This is a genomic window from Vibrio crassostreae, assembly GCF_024347415.1.
In the GTDB taxonomy this organism is placed as follows: Bacteria; Pseudomonadota; Gammaproteobacteria; order Enterobacterales; family Vibrionaceae; genus Vibrio; species Vibrio crassostreae.
Genome location: NZ_AP025476.1, coordinates 3,355,750 through 3,371,973 on the forward strand (window position 1 = coordinate 3,355,750; position 16,224 = coordinate 3,371,973).

Annotated in this window: 12 protein-coding genes, 1 tRNA gene and 2 rRNA genes; 5 read left to right on the top strand and 10 right to left on the bottom strand. The window is 46.2% G+C overall.

Features of this window, described 5'->3' with window-relative positions; translation table 11 throughout:
- Positions 1 to 167 precede the first annotated feature (167 nt).
- From yigB to lptM, 6 genes are read right to left on the bottom strand one after another with little or no spacing between them, the layout of a single operon-like run.
- Positions 168 to 884, bottom strand: coding sequence for a 5-amino-6-(5-phospho-D-ribitylamino)uracil phosphatase YigB (gene yigB, locus OC193_RS15150; RefSeq protein WP_048662864.1), 717 nt, complete (start codon positions 882 to 884; stop codon positions 168 to 170).
- Between the two features lie 15 nt (positions 885 to 899).
- Positions 900 to 1,832: a tyrosine recombinase XerC gene (gene xerC, locus OC193_RS15155; protein WP_017061015.1), complete on the bottom strand. Its 933-nt coding sequence runs from the start codon at positions 1,830 to 1,832 to the stop codon at positions 900 to 902.
- Positions 1,801 to 2,499: a DUF484 family protein gene (locus OC193_RS15160; protein WP_048662863.1), complete on the bottom strand. Its 699-nt coding sequence runs from the start codon at positions 2,497 to 2,499 to the stop codon at positions 1,801 to 1,803. The genes xerC and OC193_RS15160 overlap by 32 nt, the downstream gene beginning before the upstream one ends.
- 45 nt (positions 2,500 to 2,544) lie before the next feature.
- On the bottom strand, positions 2,545 to 3,375 hold the full coding sequence (gene dapF / locus OC193_RS15165; protein WP_048662862.1) for a diaminopimelate epimerase: 831 nt from the start codon (positions 3,373 to 3,375) through the stop codon (positions 2,545 to 2,547).
- 11 nt (positions 3,376 to 3,386) lie between these two features.
- The gene (lysA, locus tag OC193_RS15170) at positions 3,387 to 4,640 is read right to left on the bottom strand and encodes a diaminopimelate decarboxylase (protein ID WP_048658897.1); all 1,254 of its coding nucleotides are present in this window, start codon (positions 4,638 to 4,640) and stop codon (positions 3,387 to 3,389) included.
- A gap of 41 nt (positions 4,641 to 4,681) precedes the next feature.
- Entirely contained in the window at positions 4,682 to 4,798 is a 117-nt protein-coding gene (lptM, locus tag OC193_RS26145; protein WP_407829960.1) for an LPS translocon maturation chaperone LptM, read from the bottom strand.
- A 75-nt stretch (positions 4,799 to 4,873) separates the two neighbouring features.
- On the opposite strand from lptM, the gene cyaY reads away from it, so the two are divergent.
- Positions 4,874 to 5,188: an iron donor protein CyaY gene (cyaY, locus tag OC193_RS15180; protein WP_048658898.1), complete on the top strand. Its 315-nt coding sequence runs from the start codon at positions 4,874 to 4,876 to the stop codon at positions 5,186 to 5,188.
- Positions 5,189 to 5,259: 71 nt separating this feature from the next.
- On the opposite strand, the gene OC193_RS15185 is transcribed toward cyaY, so the two are convergent.
- Entirely contained in the window at positions 5,260 to 7,788 is a 2,529-nt protein-coding gene (locus tag OC193_RS15185; RefSeq protein WP_048662861.1) for a class I adenylate cyclase, read from the bottom strand.
- 344 nt (positions 7,789 to 8,132) lie between these two features.
- Here OC193_RS15185 and hemC point away from each other — a divergent pair, with 344 nt between their 5' ends.
- The 4 genes from hemC to OC193_RS15205 are packed head-to-tail and all read left to right on the top strand — an operon-like array spanning position 8,133 to position 12,228.
- Positions 8,133 to 9,071: a hydroxymethylbilane synthase gene (gene hemC / locus OC193_RS15190; RefSeq protein WP_048658900.1), complete on the top strand. Its 939-nt coding sequence runs from the start codon at positions 8,133 to 8,135 to the stop codon at positions 9,069 to 9,071.
- A 2-nt stretch (positions 9,072 to 9,073) separates the two neighbouring features.
- Entirely contained in the window at positions 9,074 to 9,802 is a 729-nt protein-coding gene (locus tag OC193_RS15195) for a uroporphyrinogen-III synthase (protein ID WP_048662860.1), read from the top strand.
- Positions 9,803 to 9,820: 18 nt separating this feature from the next.
- Positions 9,821 to 11,047 (top strand): uroporphyrinogen-III C-methyltransferase, encoded by a 1,227-nt coding sequence (locus OC193_RS15200; protein WP_048658902.1) that lies wholly within the window; start codon positions 9,821 to 9,823, stop codon positions 11,045 to 11,047.
- The gene (locus OC193_RS15205; RefSeq protein WP_048662859.1) at positions 11,047 to 12,228 is read left to right on the top strand and encodes a heme biosynthesis protein HemY; all 1,182 of its coding nucleotides are present in this window, start codon (positions 11,047 to 11,049) and stop codon (positions 12,226 to 12,228) included. The genes OC193_RS15200 and OC193_RS15205 overlap by 1 nt, the downstream gene beginning before the upstream one ends.
- Before the next feature lie 578 nt (positions 12,229 to 12,806).
- Here OC193_RS15205 and OC193_RS15210 read toward each other — a convergent pair.
- The 3 genes from OC193_RS15210 to OC193_RS15220 form a co-directional block, all read right to left on the bottom strand.
- A tRNA-Asp gene (locus OC193_RS15210) sits at positions 12,807 to 12,883 on the bottom strand.
- Positions 12,884 to 12,950: 67 nt separating this feature from the next.
- A 5S ribosomal RNA gene (gene rrf, locus OC193_RS15215) occupies positions 12,951 to 13,066 on the bottom strand.
- 91 nt (positions 13,067 to 13,157) lie between these two features.
- Positions 13,158 to 16,051 (bottom strand): 23S ribosomal RNA (locus OC193_RS15220).
- Positions 16,052 to 16,224: the final 173 nt, after the last annotated feature.

Consider the following 16,224-nt stretch of genomic DNA (forward strand, 5'->3'; position numbering starts at 1 on the left):
GCCAACCCTTGTTCAAAATCGAGTGAAGTAACAACCCGCAACCACTGCTATGACTGAAATGAATCGCTAAAAGTAGTCGCCAATTATCCTAACCTAATCAGGCTTTTATAGGCGACTAATGTAACAATTCACTATCATAAATGCGACACAATAAGCCTACCGAGCCATTAAATTAGTCGCATAAGATCGCTAAGTTGGTCTATTTCAACATCAGGAAGCAGGCTCGCCTTCGGAGAGTGGTATAAATTGGAACCAGTGTCATTAAACCAGCATGCTTGGAAGCCATTTTGCTTGGCTCCGTAGACATCCGTTTTGAGGTGATCACCAACATGAAGAATATTCTCAGCATTACAATCTAGGTGTTGCTGAGCTTTTTCAAACATATCTGGGTAAGGTTTAGCTCTGCCATCAGGGCCGGCTTTAAGGATTAACTGAAAGTACAGCCCTAAGCCAATTTTGTGTGGGTCGACATTGCCATTAGTAATCGCAACTAGAGGAATACGTTGGCTAAGCTCAGTCATCACTCGATGCGTTTCTTGAGGCACATCGACTTGATTACGCAACCACAAGGCATGCTCAATACCTTCTCGAGCCGCTTGTTTTGCTTGCTGCTGAGAATAACCCAATTGCAGCAAACCACTCTTAATCTGAGTTTCACGCCACACGGTGACATCATGTTTCAAAGCTGGGTTTTCAGATGCGACTTGCTGCTTAATGCCCTGCCACTCTTCGAGCGATAAAGAAGCCGACACTGGGTGCTTTTGATAAAGCCACTGTGCCATCTCCTTCTCAACCTTCATGATCACAGGCCAGTTGTCATACAGGGTGTCATCTAAGTCAAAGGTCATGGCTTTGATGGGCTTTAACCCTCGATAAATTCGCATAGTAAACCCTTAAATCTAGTCTTTATTCTTCTTACGCGCTCTCGGATGAGCCTGATCATAGGCTTGTGCTAAGTGTTGGAAATCTAAGTGGGTGTACACTTGGGTCGTCGAGATGTTTTCATGGCCAAGCAATTCTTGAACAGCACGAAGGTTTTGGCTCGACTCCAGCACATGCGTTGCAAAGGAGTGACGCAGTTTATGCGGGCTGATGTGGCTCGCGACAGATTGCTTCTTGCCCCATTCTTCCATACGTTTTTGCACGCTTCGATGAGAAATACGAGTCCCGAGCTTAGAGACAAACAGTGCGGTTTCACCCGGTGAAGCCAACTCACCACGGACTTTGAGCCATTTATCGACCCACTCTTTAGCTAAACCAGAAAAAGGCGCTTTGCGTTCTTTGTCGCCTTTACCAATCACTCGAATTTCGCCTTGTCGACCCAACACATCTTTCAGGTTGATGCCGACCAGTTCTGCCAATCGTAACCCCGCACCATACATCACCTCCATCATCGCCCGGTCACGAATCGACAATGGATCGTCCTCATTCACATCAAGCAGTTGACCGACTTCATCGACATCGAGGTTTTTAGGCAAAGGGCGTTGCTTGCGTGGTGCAGAGACACCTTTGGCTGGATTGGCGGTCATTTCGCCACGCAACACAAGGAAATCAAAGAAGCTGCGCAGTGACGACAAGCGAGTTGCGATGCTGCTCGCTTTCATTCCCTCACGCATACCTTTACTGGCAAGTTGTCTTACCCACGCCGCATCGACCTGGCCCCAATCCTTTAGCCCTAGCGTGACTAAATGACCGGCCATGGTTTCAAGTTGTTGTTTGTAATTACGTTGGGTGTGTAAGCTGAGTCCCTTCTCGCTTCTGAGATATTCATAGAAGCGAGAAAGTGGCTTTTGAAGGCTGTTAGGAAGAGGTATTTTGGGCTCTAGGCTCATTATTTATCTGCCAAGGTAAGGTGTCCGCCAAATGAGCGACAACAAGTGCTAAATGGCGTAAAAAGAGCGTATCCATATGGGGTTGGAAATGTCCGCCATCTTCACTAGAAAAGGCGAGCAAGCCCAATGGAGACTGCTTAGCAAGCGGTAGTACTACATAAGAGCCTAGCTCTGGAACTGGATAATCACCAAACAAATCGTGTCTATCGGCTTTTCTCAGGCGTCCTAGATAAGCATCTTTGCCATTAAAATGGTTAAGCGAAAACTTCGAGTAACCCTCGGCACTAAGTTGATAAAAACCCGGTTGCGAAAGAATTCGAACATGCGCTTTAAGCCCAAGATCTAACGCTTTTTGTTCAACGGCTTTTATCACCTGCATGAAGTCACTGCATTTCAGCACTTGCGCTTGCAGATCCATAAACTCATAGAAGGTTTTATCGTTATTTGCCGCCAACGACATCAAGCCAGTGATCTCTTCTTCAAGCTCTTCGATTCGATGACGCTGGCGTTTAAGCTGAACCTCAACCAGAGAAACAGCGCCCTGCTCAACGTTATTGATAGCAAGGCGATCAACCAAATCTTTTCGGTCTTGGAAAAAATCTGGGTTATCACGTAAATATTCCGCGACCACTTCTGCGGTGAGTGCGTCGGCTTCAACGTAAGACAAAACCTATCCTTTATATTTTATGAATCTATTGGTTATAAATCATTATTAGCAAGAAAGTTGACCATCAAACACATGCGTCGCTGGGCCCGTCATATACAGAGGTTTTCCCGGGCCTTGCCAGCTAATGTGTAAGTCACCGCCAGGTAGACGAACTTTTACATTCTCAGCCAATAAGCCTTGAGTAATGCCTACCGCAACCGCGCCACATGCACCGCTGCCACATGCTTGAGTTTCACCAGCACCACGTTCATAAACACGTAAGCGAACCTCTTCACGGTTAACCACCTGCATAAAGCCAGCATTAACACGTTCAGGGAAACGTTCATGTGATTCAAGAAGCGGGCCTAAGGTATCCACATCAGCCGTGTCGACGTCATCAACAACAGTCACCACATGCGGGTTACCCATGCTTACTGCACCACAGAATAAAGTGTGTACATCCGTTCTTAGGATATACGTCTTCTCTGGCTGCTTCGCCTTAAATGGAATCTTGCCAGGTTCGAACTCAGGAATGCCCATGTTCACCGTGATCAGGTCATTCTCTTCAATCTTGAGAACCATTTTACCTTTCTTGGTACTCACGTTGATGCTGTACTTATTCGTTAAGCCTTTCATGCGAACGAATCGTGCAAAACAACGAGCGCCATTACCACACTGCTCCACTTCACTGCCATCCGCATTAAATATGCGATAATGGAAATCAGTTTCTGGATCATAGGGAGCCTCAACCACAAGTAGCTGATCAAAGCCCACGCCAGTGTGACGATCCGCCAAACGACGGATCAAATCTGGAGAAAAGAAAATATTTTGAGTAATGCAGTCCACGACCATGAAATCATTGCCCAAACCATGCATTTTAGAAAAGTGGAAGTGCATAACGCTTAAAATTACTCCGGAAGAATGTTTTCAAGTTCCCACAGACTCGTAAGCTCTTCACGCTGACGAACCAAGTGAGTTTTATCGCCATCCACCATCACTTCAGCCGCACGCGAACGAGTGTTGTAGTTAGATGACATCGCGAAGCCATAAGCACCCGCAGAACGAACCGCTAGCAGATCACCTTCTTCAAGAACAAGGTCACGATCTTTACCTAGGAAATCGCCTGTCTCGCAAATTGGGCCAACCAAATCGTAAGTCACCGCTTCACCCTGACGCGGGCTCACAGGAACAATATCCTGCCAAGCTTGGTAAAGTGCTGGGCGCATTAGGTCGTTCATTGCTGCATCTATGATGGCAAAGTTCTTGTGCTCTGTTGGCTTGAGGAACTCAACTTTCGTTAATAGTACACCAGCGTTAGCAGCAATCGCTCTTCCAGGCTCGAAAATCAGCTCTAGATCAGAATGATTGTCTAGACGAGCCAATAGTGCTTTTGCGTAATCTGAAGGTTGTGGTGGTAATTCATCACGATATACCACACCCAAACCACCACCAACATCAAGGTGCTTAATGTTAATACCATCAGCACGTAGTTGGTCGATCAGAGCAAGCAAACGGTCAGTCGCATCAATGAAAGGTTCGATATCCGTTAACTGAGAACCGATGTGGCAATCAATACCATGGATAGACAAGTTATCGAGTGTTTGTGCAAACGCATAGACAGCAGGAGCACGGTCGAAAGCAATACCAAACTTGTTATCACGCAGACCTGTAGAAATATAAGGGTGAGTGTTGGCATCAACATCTGGGTTGATACGCAGTGAAATCGGTGCTTTAACACCAAGCTCACCAGCCACTTTATTCAGTCGCTCTAGTTCTGGTTCAGACTCTACGTTGAAACACTTAATGTTCAACTCAAGCGCACGCTTCATTTCAGCAGCTGTTTTACCGACGCCAGAGAATACAACTTTAGCTGGATCGCCACCGGCAGCAACCACACGCTCTAGCTCACCGCCTGAAACGATATCGAAGCCTGAACCCAAACGAGCCAAAGTGTTTAATACGCCAAGGTTTGAGTTAGCTTTAACGGCATAACACACCAAGTGTGGATGCTCACCAACCGATGAATCAAACGCATTCCAGTGGCGTTCTAATGTTGCACGAGAATATACATACAGCGGTGTACCATATTGCTCAGCTAGTTGTGAAAGTGCGACGTCCTCAGCCCAAAGCTGGCCATCTTCCTGATAGTTGAAGTAATCCAAAGTTCTTATCCCTTATAAATAACGATTTCTGCGTGTTTCACTTATTGTGATTGTTCAGTCTGCTGAACTTCATCAGGATCGTATAACGGACCCGTTTGACCACAACCAGAAAGTCCAATAACGGACACCATAAACAGAGCGGTAATTAATTTTTTCATTTTGCATATCGTGATTATTAACTCAATGCCCCCTATAATCGCACCACACTCAGGAAAAGCAATAGGATAGAAAGGATGAACGAGACTGAATTTCATCAACTGGTCGATATACAGATGCAAAACATCGAAGAAGCTATCGATGAATCAGAGGCAGATATTGATTACGAAGTGACTGGTAACGTAATGACACTCGAGTTTGAGAACCGCAGCCAAATCATTATCAACCGCCAAGAACCAATGAAAGAAATCTGGTTAGCGTCTAAATCTGGTGGCTTTCACTTCAAGCTAGTTGACGACAAGTGGACATGTTCAAAGACGGGCATGGAGCTGTTTGAGATGGTGAAAGAAGAATGCGTGAAGCATGCAGGTGAAGAGATCGATTGGGTCTAATCATTTGTAAGCAAAACTAAAAAGGAGTGAATCAATCACTCCTTTTTTAATATCAATCAGTCTTAATAAGCCTAGATGTTGACTATCTTTGAACTCCGAGAAGCTAACGTCGCATCGTTACGGTAAGGCACAACGTAGGAGCTACCCTCTTCAGGGTGAACAATCTGGTAGTACTGAGGTAAATTAAAGTTAATCAACTTAGACGACATCTTCGACTCATCTTTTACCGACGTATAGAAAGAATTCACACTCGCGATCATCTCATCTTTTTCGCCGCTGTACTGGTGATACACCTCTACCTGATTCGACTCATCCAATACATAAATATTGAAACCTTTATCGGTATCTTCAAAGAAGAACTGAATTAAGCCCTCACTCGCAAAGCCATCCACCACTTCTGGCAGTTGATACTCTTGCTCTTTATCGAGCATCAGTAAAGGCGAACCCTTCAGCTTATTGGTTGAGATACTACGGTAGAAGTCGACCGAGTTTTCCAACATCTGAACCGACACACCACGGCGCTCAAAGAACAGGCCAAACATCTTATTAGCTAAGCGAATGGCTTTAAAACGACGGCGCTTCTCTGGTTCAATCGGTTTCAACCTTAGGTCGATACACTCGGCAAGCAGTTGATACACCATGTTACGCATCACACCGCGCAGGTTTTTGCTGTAACAGAACACATCGACCGACTCTGGCGGCAACGCATCTTGGTGCATTTTGCCAAGTACCGTCTTAAGCGCATCCAGCATCGCCGTATCACCTTGAAAATGCAGCGTACGTACTTCATGCCAAGAGTTACGATAAACCAAATCAACACTACCGACTAAACTCTTACCTTCTTCACCAAAGCTGAAGATATCCGCATTCTTGAGATCCACTTTTAATGCACGACCACTTAATTCAGAAGTCGGGTCATTTTCAAAGTTGATGAACATCGCCAACTGGCTAATCTCACATGGGCTAGCCAGGGCCTGCATACTTGGGCGACGCTTACGTAAAGAGAAGGTATTACGCAGATCACTCACCATTTGATAGAACTTATCGATATCAATATGGGCATCACGCACCACAGAGTGCAGACGTGTCGACTCAGTAATCAAGCCATTAAAGAATGACCAAGCAACCAACTTACTCAAGTACTCATGGTGTTCCAGAGAAGGCTGACCAAGAATACGATGCGCTACCAGTGGCTGTTTATACAAGTACCAACCGGCTTTATTCGACTGACCCTGACGAACTTCGATGAAGCTCAAGTCGGGTTCATGCAGATCAGGAGAGATTTGTGGGTTCAGTAGCGTCACTTTACCAGGCAAGACCTCAAACGCAGCGTAAAGTTTACGTGCCAAGATACTGATATCTTGTGGGCTGATGGCTGAAGTGATGTCATTACGACGCGCAAATTGAATCAGGTTGCGGTAGCTCAGCATCAAGGCATCAAGTAGTGCATGGTGTACCACTTTAACCTGTTCAACCTTCCAGTTACGGCGGTTATCGAGCTCAGCAATAATTTCCTGTCCCCAATCCCAAGACTTAGTCATCTCAGTTAAGGCTTCACGACGCCATGCAACAGAACCAATGCCAGCTTCGCGTGACAACTTCTCGTGAGTCTTTAGGTAGAAACAACGTCTTACCAAATCCAATCGAGTGTGGTCATTGATACGCTCTAGGTAACGCGTCACCTTCTCTAGCATCAGATAGTAGCTATCCATACCATACAGATCAGGTTCATCCGCAAAGAAACGGCGCTTGGTATCAATACTCAACAATTGAGTATTTGGGTATTCCCATGAATAAGCTTCTAACAAGATCGCCTTTAACACCGATTTATACGGTGAGTCGATACTCTTGTAGAGCTGCCACAGGTTAGAACCAAAGTACTCTTCAGCGGGAATACGATTCAGCTTACCGAAATCGATCCACTGTGAGCAGTCAAGATAGCCATCCTGACATAAGCCTTGAACATACTCGTCGTAACACTCTTCCATTTCTGGAGGAATGATTTGCCACAACAAGCGCTGGCCAGCCAAACGAACCGCAGAACGATAGAACTCATCAAGCAATAACAAGTGCTGCGAAGAGCCACAGTTATCACCGGTCATCTCTTCTGAATGGTTCGAACGAAAACGCTCTTCATCCATCAAGAAGAAGTTAGCTTCAACCCCTAAGGTTTCAGCCCAATCGGTAATCAGCAGACATTTGTTGGTTAGGCTGTCGCGAGATGCGCCATCCATATCTGGAGACACACATACCCAGATATCAAGATCACTTGAAGTACTTTGACCAATAGAAGAAGTACTGCCCATGGTGTACAAGCCAAGGATGGCAGGTTCAGCAGCCTCGGTAAGTTTACCACCCAGCGTTAATTCGGTATCAGAGACAAATTGCTTTTGGAATTCATTAAGCGTGAAGCTACGAATTCCAAAAGGAACTTGTTGGTCGTAATAACCAGGCATCATCGGGTGATTAAAGTGAAGCAGTGCGGGAATAAGGTTGAAAACTCGCTGGCCTTGCACATTCATCAACGCCAACGCACGATCAATGCGCTGCTGATTTAGATTGTCTAATCGTTGAATCAAAGTTTGAGTGTAAGCCTGCAAGGTAAGTCCTTGGTTTGAGGTTAAGTGCAGTTCTGTTTAGTTACTGAACGAAAGCAGCAACAAAACGTGATCAATTTAACACTTTTAGCCTTAATGGTAAAGCAAAGGAACCCGTCATACTGGTCAATTCCTTGATGACAGAAAGTTAAACTCACGGCGCCGTAGTGTCCTCTTTATTGACTATTTCTAATAATAGCCCATGTTTCAAATGAGATACCAATCACACTATTTTGGTGAACTAATGAAAATCTCTCAGCTATCAAAGTATCAAATGATCAAACAGTAAGAATTCTCGCCTCATAATGGTAGGATTAGGCTATTACAGAACCTATATCGGAACCACCATGACAAATTCAGCACCAATCCGTATCGCGACCAGAAAAAGCCCTCTTGCCCTTTGGCAGGCATACTTTGTAAGGGATGCACTGCAAGCTGCTCACCCTGGTTTAGAGGTTGAGTTGGTAACTATGGTGACCAAAGGTGACATCATCCTCGACACTCCCCTTGCTAAAGTGGGCGGTAAAGGACTGTTCGTTAAAGAACTTGAAGTAGCAATGCTAGAAGGTCGTGCTGACCTAGCCGTTCACTCAATGAAAGATGTACCTGTCGACTTTCCTGAAGGTCTAGGTCTGGTAACGATTTGTGAGCGTGAAGACCCACGTGACGCATTCGTATCAAACACTTACAACAATATTGATGAGCTACCACAAGGTGCTGTCGTGGGTACATGCAGCCTGCGTCGTCAGTGTCAATTACTTGAGTCTCGCCCCGACTTAATCATCAAGGAGCTACGCGGCAACGTGGGTACTCGCCTAGGTAAACTCGATGATGGCCAATACGATGCTATCGTCCTAGCGGCAGCTGGCCTTAAGCGCCTAGAACTTGAAGAGCGTATCCGTAGCTTTATCGAACCAGAGCAGTCTCTACCGGCTGTCGGTCAAGGTGCTGTTGGCATTGAATGTCGTCTTGATGATGAGCGTCTGATTAAACTTCTTGAACCACTAAACCACCAAGACACAGCCGATCGCGTGCTTTGCGAACGAGCAATGAACCTTACTCTAGAAGGTGGTTGTCAGGTGCCTATCGGTAGCTATTCACTATTAGACGGCGACAATATCTGGCTACGTGCATTAGTTGGTGAACCGGATGGTTCTAAGATGGTTCGTGGTGAGATCTCTGGTTCTCGTAAGGATGCAGAAGCGCTTGGCGTGACTCTAGCAAATCAATTGCTGGATGATGGTGCAAGAGAAATCCTAACCAAGCTCTACGCTGACCAAGAATAATCATGACAGTGTTGGTGACTCGCCCCGGTTCAGAGGGGCAATCGCTTTGCCAACAACTAGCGGATGAAGGGATTCAAGCAATCCATCATCCGCTGATTCGTATCGTTGATAATCCAAACTCTGCGGATTTAAGCACCAAGCTCAGTAACAGCGATATCATCATCGCCGTCAGTCACCACGCCGTGACCGCTGCCCAAAACATCCTTTCGAAAACCTCATCCATTTGGCCTACTTCGCCGCTTTATCTTGGCGTTGGTCAAAAAACTGCGCACGTTTTAAGCAAAGTCTGTAAACAAAAAGTAAACTACCCTCAAGTTAGTGATAGTGAACACCTTCTTAAACTTACTGAACTTAATGGCGTAGAAAATAAGTCCATTTTGATACTACGTGGTAATGGTGGGCGTGAGCTCATTAGAGATTATCTACTCAACCGAGGTGCACAAGTCTCTTATTGTGAGACCTACCGTAGAGAATATATTCCCATTAGCGACCACAATACCTATCAAACATGGATAAACAAAAAAGCGTCCAAAGTTGTCATCACTAGTCAGGAACAATTGGAGTATCTCTGCTCAATTACCCCTGATGAGTATTTGACTTGGCTTTCAACAAGACACCTATTTGTCCCAAGTCAGCGCATAGTAGAACGAGCACAACAACTCGGCTTCTCGAACGTGACCAATACTCACAGTGCTACGAACCAAATATTACTGGCTGCTCTCCGGCCCTAGCTAGAACAGGAAATAAGCATGACAAGCAAAAAAAATAACGAGCATATTGAACCTGAAAAGAAACAAGACACTCAGCCAGTAGTTGTTGAAAACGAAAAAGCTGACTCTACAGAGACAAAACAGCCCGAACAGAAGCTTGACGCCTCTGCGTCAAAGACCGCTAAAAATGAACAGCCTCAAACTGAGCATAAAGAGCAAGTAGAGAAAGCAGAAAAGCAAGGTAAGCGCGGTGTCAAACTAGGCGCTATTGCGATCGCTATTTCGATTATTTTCAGTGGCGGTATCGCATTTCAAATGCAGCAAAAGAGCGCTGAGTATTCAGCTCAAATCGCCGCTCTTCAAGCACAGCTTCAAAATACCCAATCTGCAGTAAATAAAGACCTACAAACCATCAAGCAAGAGACTATCCAAGAAGCGTCACACGCGGTGGAGAAAACTCAGGTCGTACAGTCTCAACAGCAGAAGAGTATTCAAAGCCTACAGTTAGCAGTGGCTGACGTTAAAGGTCGCCGCCCGAATGACTGGTTACTTGCCGAAGCCGATTACCTTGTGAAACTAGCGGGACGTAAACTGTTCCTAGAGCATGATGCCGTTAGCGCAACCAAGTTAATGGAAAGTGCCGATCAACGTATCGCAGCACTGAACGACCCTAGCTTAGTGTCACTGCGTCAATCAATGACCAATGATATTACTAAACTTCGCACAATTCCTCTGATCGACCGTGACGGTTTAGTTCTACGCATCACAAGTCTGCAACAGCAAGTCGATACGCTTCCGCTTGCCAATGCGATTCTTCCTGAAGCCGCAGTTGTTGAGAAAAAAGCAGTATCGCAAGATATTAATGATTGGCAAAACAACCTGATGACGTCGATGAAAGACTTCTCAGAAAACTTCATCACATTCCGCAGTCGTGATGGCGAAGTTATCCCTCTACTATCACCAGAACAGCATTTCTACCTGCGTGAAAACATCAAAGGTAAATTAGAAACCGCGATTCGCGCCGTCTACAAAGAACAAGGTGAACTCTATAGTGCAGCTCTTAATACCGCTAGCGAGTGGTCGAAAGCGTACCTAAACCAAGATAACAACTCAGTGATTGAATTTGAGAAAGCAATTAAACAGTTAAGTGAACAGAACATCTCTGTGAAATACCCTGTAAAGCTTGAATCTCAAAATGAGTTGTCAGATGTCATTCGTGAACGTCTACGCCGTGAGGTAACGGTAATGACCTCGGAGGAGAAATAATGATTCGTTTGATTTTTCTTTTCCTTGTACTCGGTGCGGGTCTGTTTGTCGGTACTCAGTTCTCGGGTCAACAAGGTTATGTGCTGATCTCAATTGCCAATAAGACGATTGAGATGAGTGTGACAACAATGGCTATCTTTGTGATTGCCCTTTTGGCCGCACTGTTTGGCTTAGAGTACCTATTTAAGAAGCTTATGTACGCGAGCTCAACAACTTGGAACTGGTTCAGCGTTCGTAAACTAAAACGCTCGCGTCGTTATACCAATGAAGGCATCATCAAGCTTCTTGAGGGTGATTGGAAAGGCGCAGAGAAAAAGGTAACTCGCTGGGCTAACCATCACGACATGCCTCTACTTTGTTATTTAGTCGCTTCTCAAGCGGCTCACGAACAGGGTAATACGAAAGAGCGTGATAAGTACATCGAGCTTGCTAGCCAGCAGGACGACTCTCTACTGGCTGTTGAGCTAACTAAAGCAAAACAACAGATCAGTGAGTCGAACTACGAAGCCGCATTCGATACACTTTCGACCTTAAAAGGTACATACCCTAATAACACCGCTGTACTTGGCCTATTAAAAGCCACCTACATGCAGCTTAAACTCTGGCAGCCATTACTAGAGTTAACGCCTAAGCTAGCTAAAAACAAGCTTCTTACGACTGATGAGCAAGTTGAGTTAGAACAGAAAGCACAATGTGGTTTACTTCATGATGTCGCACAACAGCAAGGTAGCGAAGGCTTAATTAGTCACTGGAACAAGCTTTCAAGAAAGCAGAAGCAGAGCTCACACCTTGTATCATGCTTTGTGAAACAACTGATCGCTCGTAAAGCCGACTCAGAAGCCTTCACAGTGATCAAAGAGAACATTGCTAAGAGCAGTTCAAATGAGCTCTACATGCTGCTTCCAGAGCTTAACCTTGCCGATCACCATCCAGTAGTGGTCATGCTAGAACGTGCAATCAGTAAAGACAGTGGTAATGCCGAAGCACACAGCGCGTTGGCTCAGTTCTACCTAAGAGAGCAGAAGTGGGCGGAAGCACAAAGCCACTTCGAAAAAGCCCTAGCACTTCGCTCAAATGTTTCAGATTACGGATACCTATCCGACGCACTAGAGAAGCAAAACTTGACGAAAGCAGCTCACGAGGTTTCTCGTAAAGCGCTCGCTCTAGTTCAGCCAGCTTAAGTCAAAACAACTCAAACTAAGCCGATGCCAAGCATCGGCTTTTTTATATCTGTTGTTTATCCCCAAATAACTTCAACGATACTTATAAACCATAATCTATCGAGTCTTTACTCGTCTACCGCCACCAAACCAAGTGTATTAAAGTAACTATGAAGTTGTGCATTAGGGTCTATCAAACACACGGAGAACTGCTTTAATTGTGTCTGTACGTAGTTTTACAATTCTTAGAAACAAGCTCTTAGAAGAGACTCAGGAAAGGTTAATCGTTAAGGCGGTAAACAACATCAACTAACGCAACCAAGCCCTACTAAAAATAGTAGGGCTGCTTAATAGATGTCGAAATATCAAAGTTCGCTATCAACGGGTAACACTTCTACAAAACTCGCAGTTGAGTAATAACATTCATACGTCAGAAACGACGAAAGCCTAGTCGTCAGACTAGGCTTTCTAATATGTGCAGGAATAGCGTGAAGTGCAGGGGCTCGGTACCTTTACAACACTCATACAACCTAACAGCAAAACACTTTTCTTCAAATGTAAAAAAGCCCTGCTATTACTAGCAGGGCTTTTCTAATAAGTGGCGGAGTGGACGGGACTCGAACCCGCGACCCCCGGCGTGACAGGCCGGTATTCTAACCAACTGAACTACCACTCCGCAGTGGTCAACTCACTAAGTGAGCGTCCATATCTCCAGGTTGGTCAACCTAAAGATTTAATTTAAAGCCTGGCGATGTCCTACTCTCACATGGGGAAGCCCCACACTACCATCGGCGCTATTGTGTTTCACTTCTGAGTTCGACATGGAATCAGGTGGGTCCACAATGCTATGGTCGCCAAGCAAATTTTAAAATTCGGAAAACTGATTTAAAAGTCTCTTTCAAACTCATTCAAGGTCTGTCTTTGAGTCCACAAAACCCCTTGGGTGTTGTATGGTTAAGCCTCACGGGCAATTAGTACAGGTTAGCTCAATGCCTCGCAGCACTTACACACCCTGCCTATCAACGTCGTAGTCTACGACAACCCTTTAGGACGCTTATAGCGCCAGGGAAAACTCATCTCAAGGCTCGCTTCCCGCTTAGATGCTTTCAGCGGTTATCGATTCCGAACTTAGCTACCGGGCAATGCCATTGGCATGACAACCCGAACACCAGAGGTTCGTCCACTCCGGTCCTCTCGTACTAGGAGCAGCCCCTTTCAATTTTCCAACGCCCACGGCAGATAGGGACCGAACTGTCTCACGACGTTCTAAACCCAGCTCGCGTACCACTTTAAATGGCGAACAGCCATACCCTTGGGACCGACTTCAGCCCCAGGATGTGATGAGCCGACATCGAGGTGCCAAACACCGCCGTCGATATGAACTCTTGGGCGGTATCAGCCTGTTATCCCCGGAGTACCTTTTATCCGTTGAGCGATGGCCCTTCCATTCAGAACCACCGGATCACTATGACCTGCTTTCGCACCTGCTCGAATTGTCATTCTCGCAGTCAAGCGGGCTTATGCCATTGCACTAACCACACGATGTCCAACCGTGTTTAGCCCACCTTCGTGCTCCTCCGTTACTCTTTGGGAGGAGACCGCCCCAGTCAAACTACCCACCAGGCACTGTCCGTAATCCCGATTCAGGGACCAACGTTAGAACATCAAAACTACAAGGGTGGTATTTCAAGGACGACTCCACCACATCTAGCGACGCGGTTTCAAAGTCTCCCACCTATCCTACACATGTAGGTTCAATGTTCAGTGCCAAGCTGTAGTAAAGGTTCACGGGGTCTTTCCGTCTAGCCGCGGGTACACTGCATCTTCACAGCGATTTCAATTTCACTGAGTCTCGGGTGGAGACAGCGTGGCCATCATTACGCCATTCGTGCAGGTCGGAACTTACCCGACAAGGAATTTCGCTACCTTAGGACCGTTATAGTTACGGCCGCCGTTTACCGGGGCTTCGATCAAGAGCTTCGACCGAAGTCTAACCCCATCAATTAACCTTCCGGCACCGGGCAGGCGTCACACCGTATACGTCATCTTACGATTTTGCACAGTGCTGTGTTTTTAATAAACAGTTGCAGCCACCTGGTATCTGCGACTCTCGTCTGCTCCATCCGCAAGGGACTTCACTGATAAGAGCGTACCTTCTCCCGAAGTTACGGTACCATTTTGCCTAGTTCCTTCACCCGAGTTCTCTCAAGCGCCTTGGTATTCTCTACCCGACCACCTGTGTCGGTTTGGGGTACGATTCCTTACAATCTGAAGCTTAGAGGCTTTTCCTGGAAGCATGGCATCAATGACTTCACTACCGTAGTAGCTCGACATCGTATCTCAGCGTTAGTAGCGGTCCGGATTTACCTAAACCACCCGCCTACGTACTTGAACCTGGACAACCGTCGCCAGGCCCACCTAGCCTTCTCCGTCCCCCCATCGCAATTGTAAGAAGTACGGGAATATTAACCCGTTTCCCATCGACTACGCCTTTCGGCCTCGCCTTAGGAGTCGACTTACCCTGCCCCGATTAACGTTGGACAGGAACCCTTGGTCTTCCGGCGAGGGAGTTTTTCACTCCCTTTATCGTTACTCATGTCAGCATTCGCACTTCTGATACCTCCAGCAGCCCTTACAGACCACCTTCAACGGCTTACAGAACGCTCCCCTACCCCACATACCCTAAGGTACGTAGCCGCAGCTTCGGTGTATAGCTTAGCCCCGTTACATCTTCCGCGCAGGCCGACTCGACCAGTGAGCTATTACGCTTTCTTTAAATGATGGCTGCTTCTAAGCCAACATCCTGGCTGTCTGAGCCTTCCCACATCGTTTCCCACTTAGCTATACTTTGGGACCTTAGCTGGCGGTCTGGGTTGTTTCCCTCTCCACGACGGACGTTAGCACCCGCCGTGTGTCTCCCGGATAGTACTTACTGGTATTCGGAGTTTGCAAAGGGTTGGTAAGTCGGGATGACCCCCTAGCCTTAACAGTGCTCTACCCCCAGTAGTATTCGTCCGAGGCGCTACCTAAATAGCTTTCGGGGAGAACCAGCTATCTCCAGGTTTGATTGGCCTTTCACCCCTAGCCACAAGTCATCCGCTAATTTTTCAACATTAGTCGGTTCGGTCCTCCAGTTGATGTTACTCAACCTTCAACCTGCCCATGGCTAGATCACCTGGTTTCGGGTCTAATCCTAGCAACTGTACGCCCAGTTAAGACTCGGTTTCCCTACGGCTCCCCTAAACGGTTAACCTTGCTACTAAAATTAAGTCGCTGACCCATTATACAAAAGGTACGCAGTCACACCACGAAGGTGCTCCTACTGCTTGTACGTACACGGTTTCAGGTTCTATTTCACTCCCCTCACAGGGGTTCTTTTCGCCTTTCCCTCACGGTACTGGTTCACTATCGGTCAGTCAGTAGTATTTAGCCTTGGAGGATGGTCCCCCCATATTCAGACAGGATATCACGTGTCCCGCCCTACTCGTTTTCACTGATGATGAGATGTCGATTACGGGGCTATCACCCTTTGTTGCGGCACTTTCCAGAGCCTTCATCTGTCTCATTAAAAGCTTAAGGGCTAATCCAATTTCGCTCGCCGCTACTTTCGGAATCTCGGTTGATTTCTCTTCCTCGGGGTACTTAGATGTTTCAGTTCCCCCGGTTTGCCTCCTGTTGCTATGTATTCACAACAGGATACTTACTTATGTAAGTGGGTTTCCCCATTCAGGAATCCCAGACTCAAAAGGTTATTACTACCTAATCTGGGCTTATCGCAAGTTATTACGCCTTTCATCGCCTCTGACTGCCAAGGCATCCACCGTGTACGCTTAGTCACTTAACCATACAACCCGAAAGGGTCTTAGTGTATGGCAACTAACCAAGGTTTTTGGTTGTCATTAAGAAGGGTTAATTCTCAATGACTGTTTGCCGGACTCAATTGTGAATCAAACTATGTTTGATTCGAATACAAGACACTTGAATGTGTTTGTTGTGTTTACCATAAAGGTAAACATT

Excerpts from the sequence above, each read along its gene's own strand:
- xerC (WP_017061015.1), bottom strand. The coding sequence starts at position 1,832 with ATGAGCCTAGAGCCCAAAATACCTCTTCCTAACAGCCTTCAAAAGCCA.
- OC193_RS15205 (WP_048662859.1), top strand. The coding sequence starts at position 11,047 with ATGATTCGTTTGATTTTTCTTTTCCTTGTACTCGGTGCGGGTCTGTTT.
- dapF (WP_048662862.1), bottom strand. The coding sequence starts at position 3,375 with ATGCACTTCCACTTTTCTAAAATGCATGGTTTGGGCAATGATTTCATG.
- OC193_RS15200 (WP_048658902.1), top strand. The coding sequence starts at position 9,821 with ATGACAAGCAAAAAAAATAACGAGCATATTGAACCTGAAAAGAAACAA.
- OC193_RS15195 (WP_048662860.1), top strand. The coding sequence starts at position 9,074 with ATGACAGTGTTGGTGACTCGCCCCGGTTCAGAGGGGCAATCGCTTTGC.
- hemC (WP_048658900.1), top strand. The coding sequence starts at position 8,133 with ATGACAAATTCAGCACCAATCCGTATCGCGACCAGAAAAAGCCCTCTT.
- lptM (WP_407829960.1), bottom strand. The coding sequence starts at position 4,798 with ATGAAAAAATTAATTACCGCTCTGTTTATGGTGTCCGTTATTGGACTT.
- yigB (WP_048662864.1), bottom strand. The coding sequence starts at position 884 with ATGCGAATTTATCGAGGGTTAAAGCCCATCAAAGCCATGACCTTTGAC.
- cyaY (WP_048658898.1), top strand. The coding sequence starts at position 4,874 with ATGAACGAGACTGAATTTCATCAACTGGTCGATATACAGATGCAAAAC.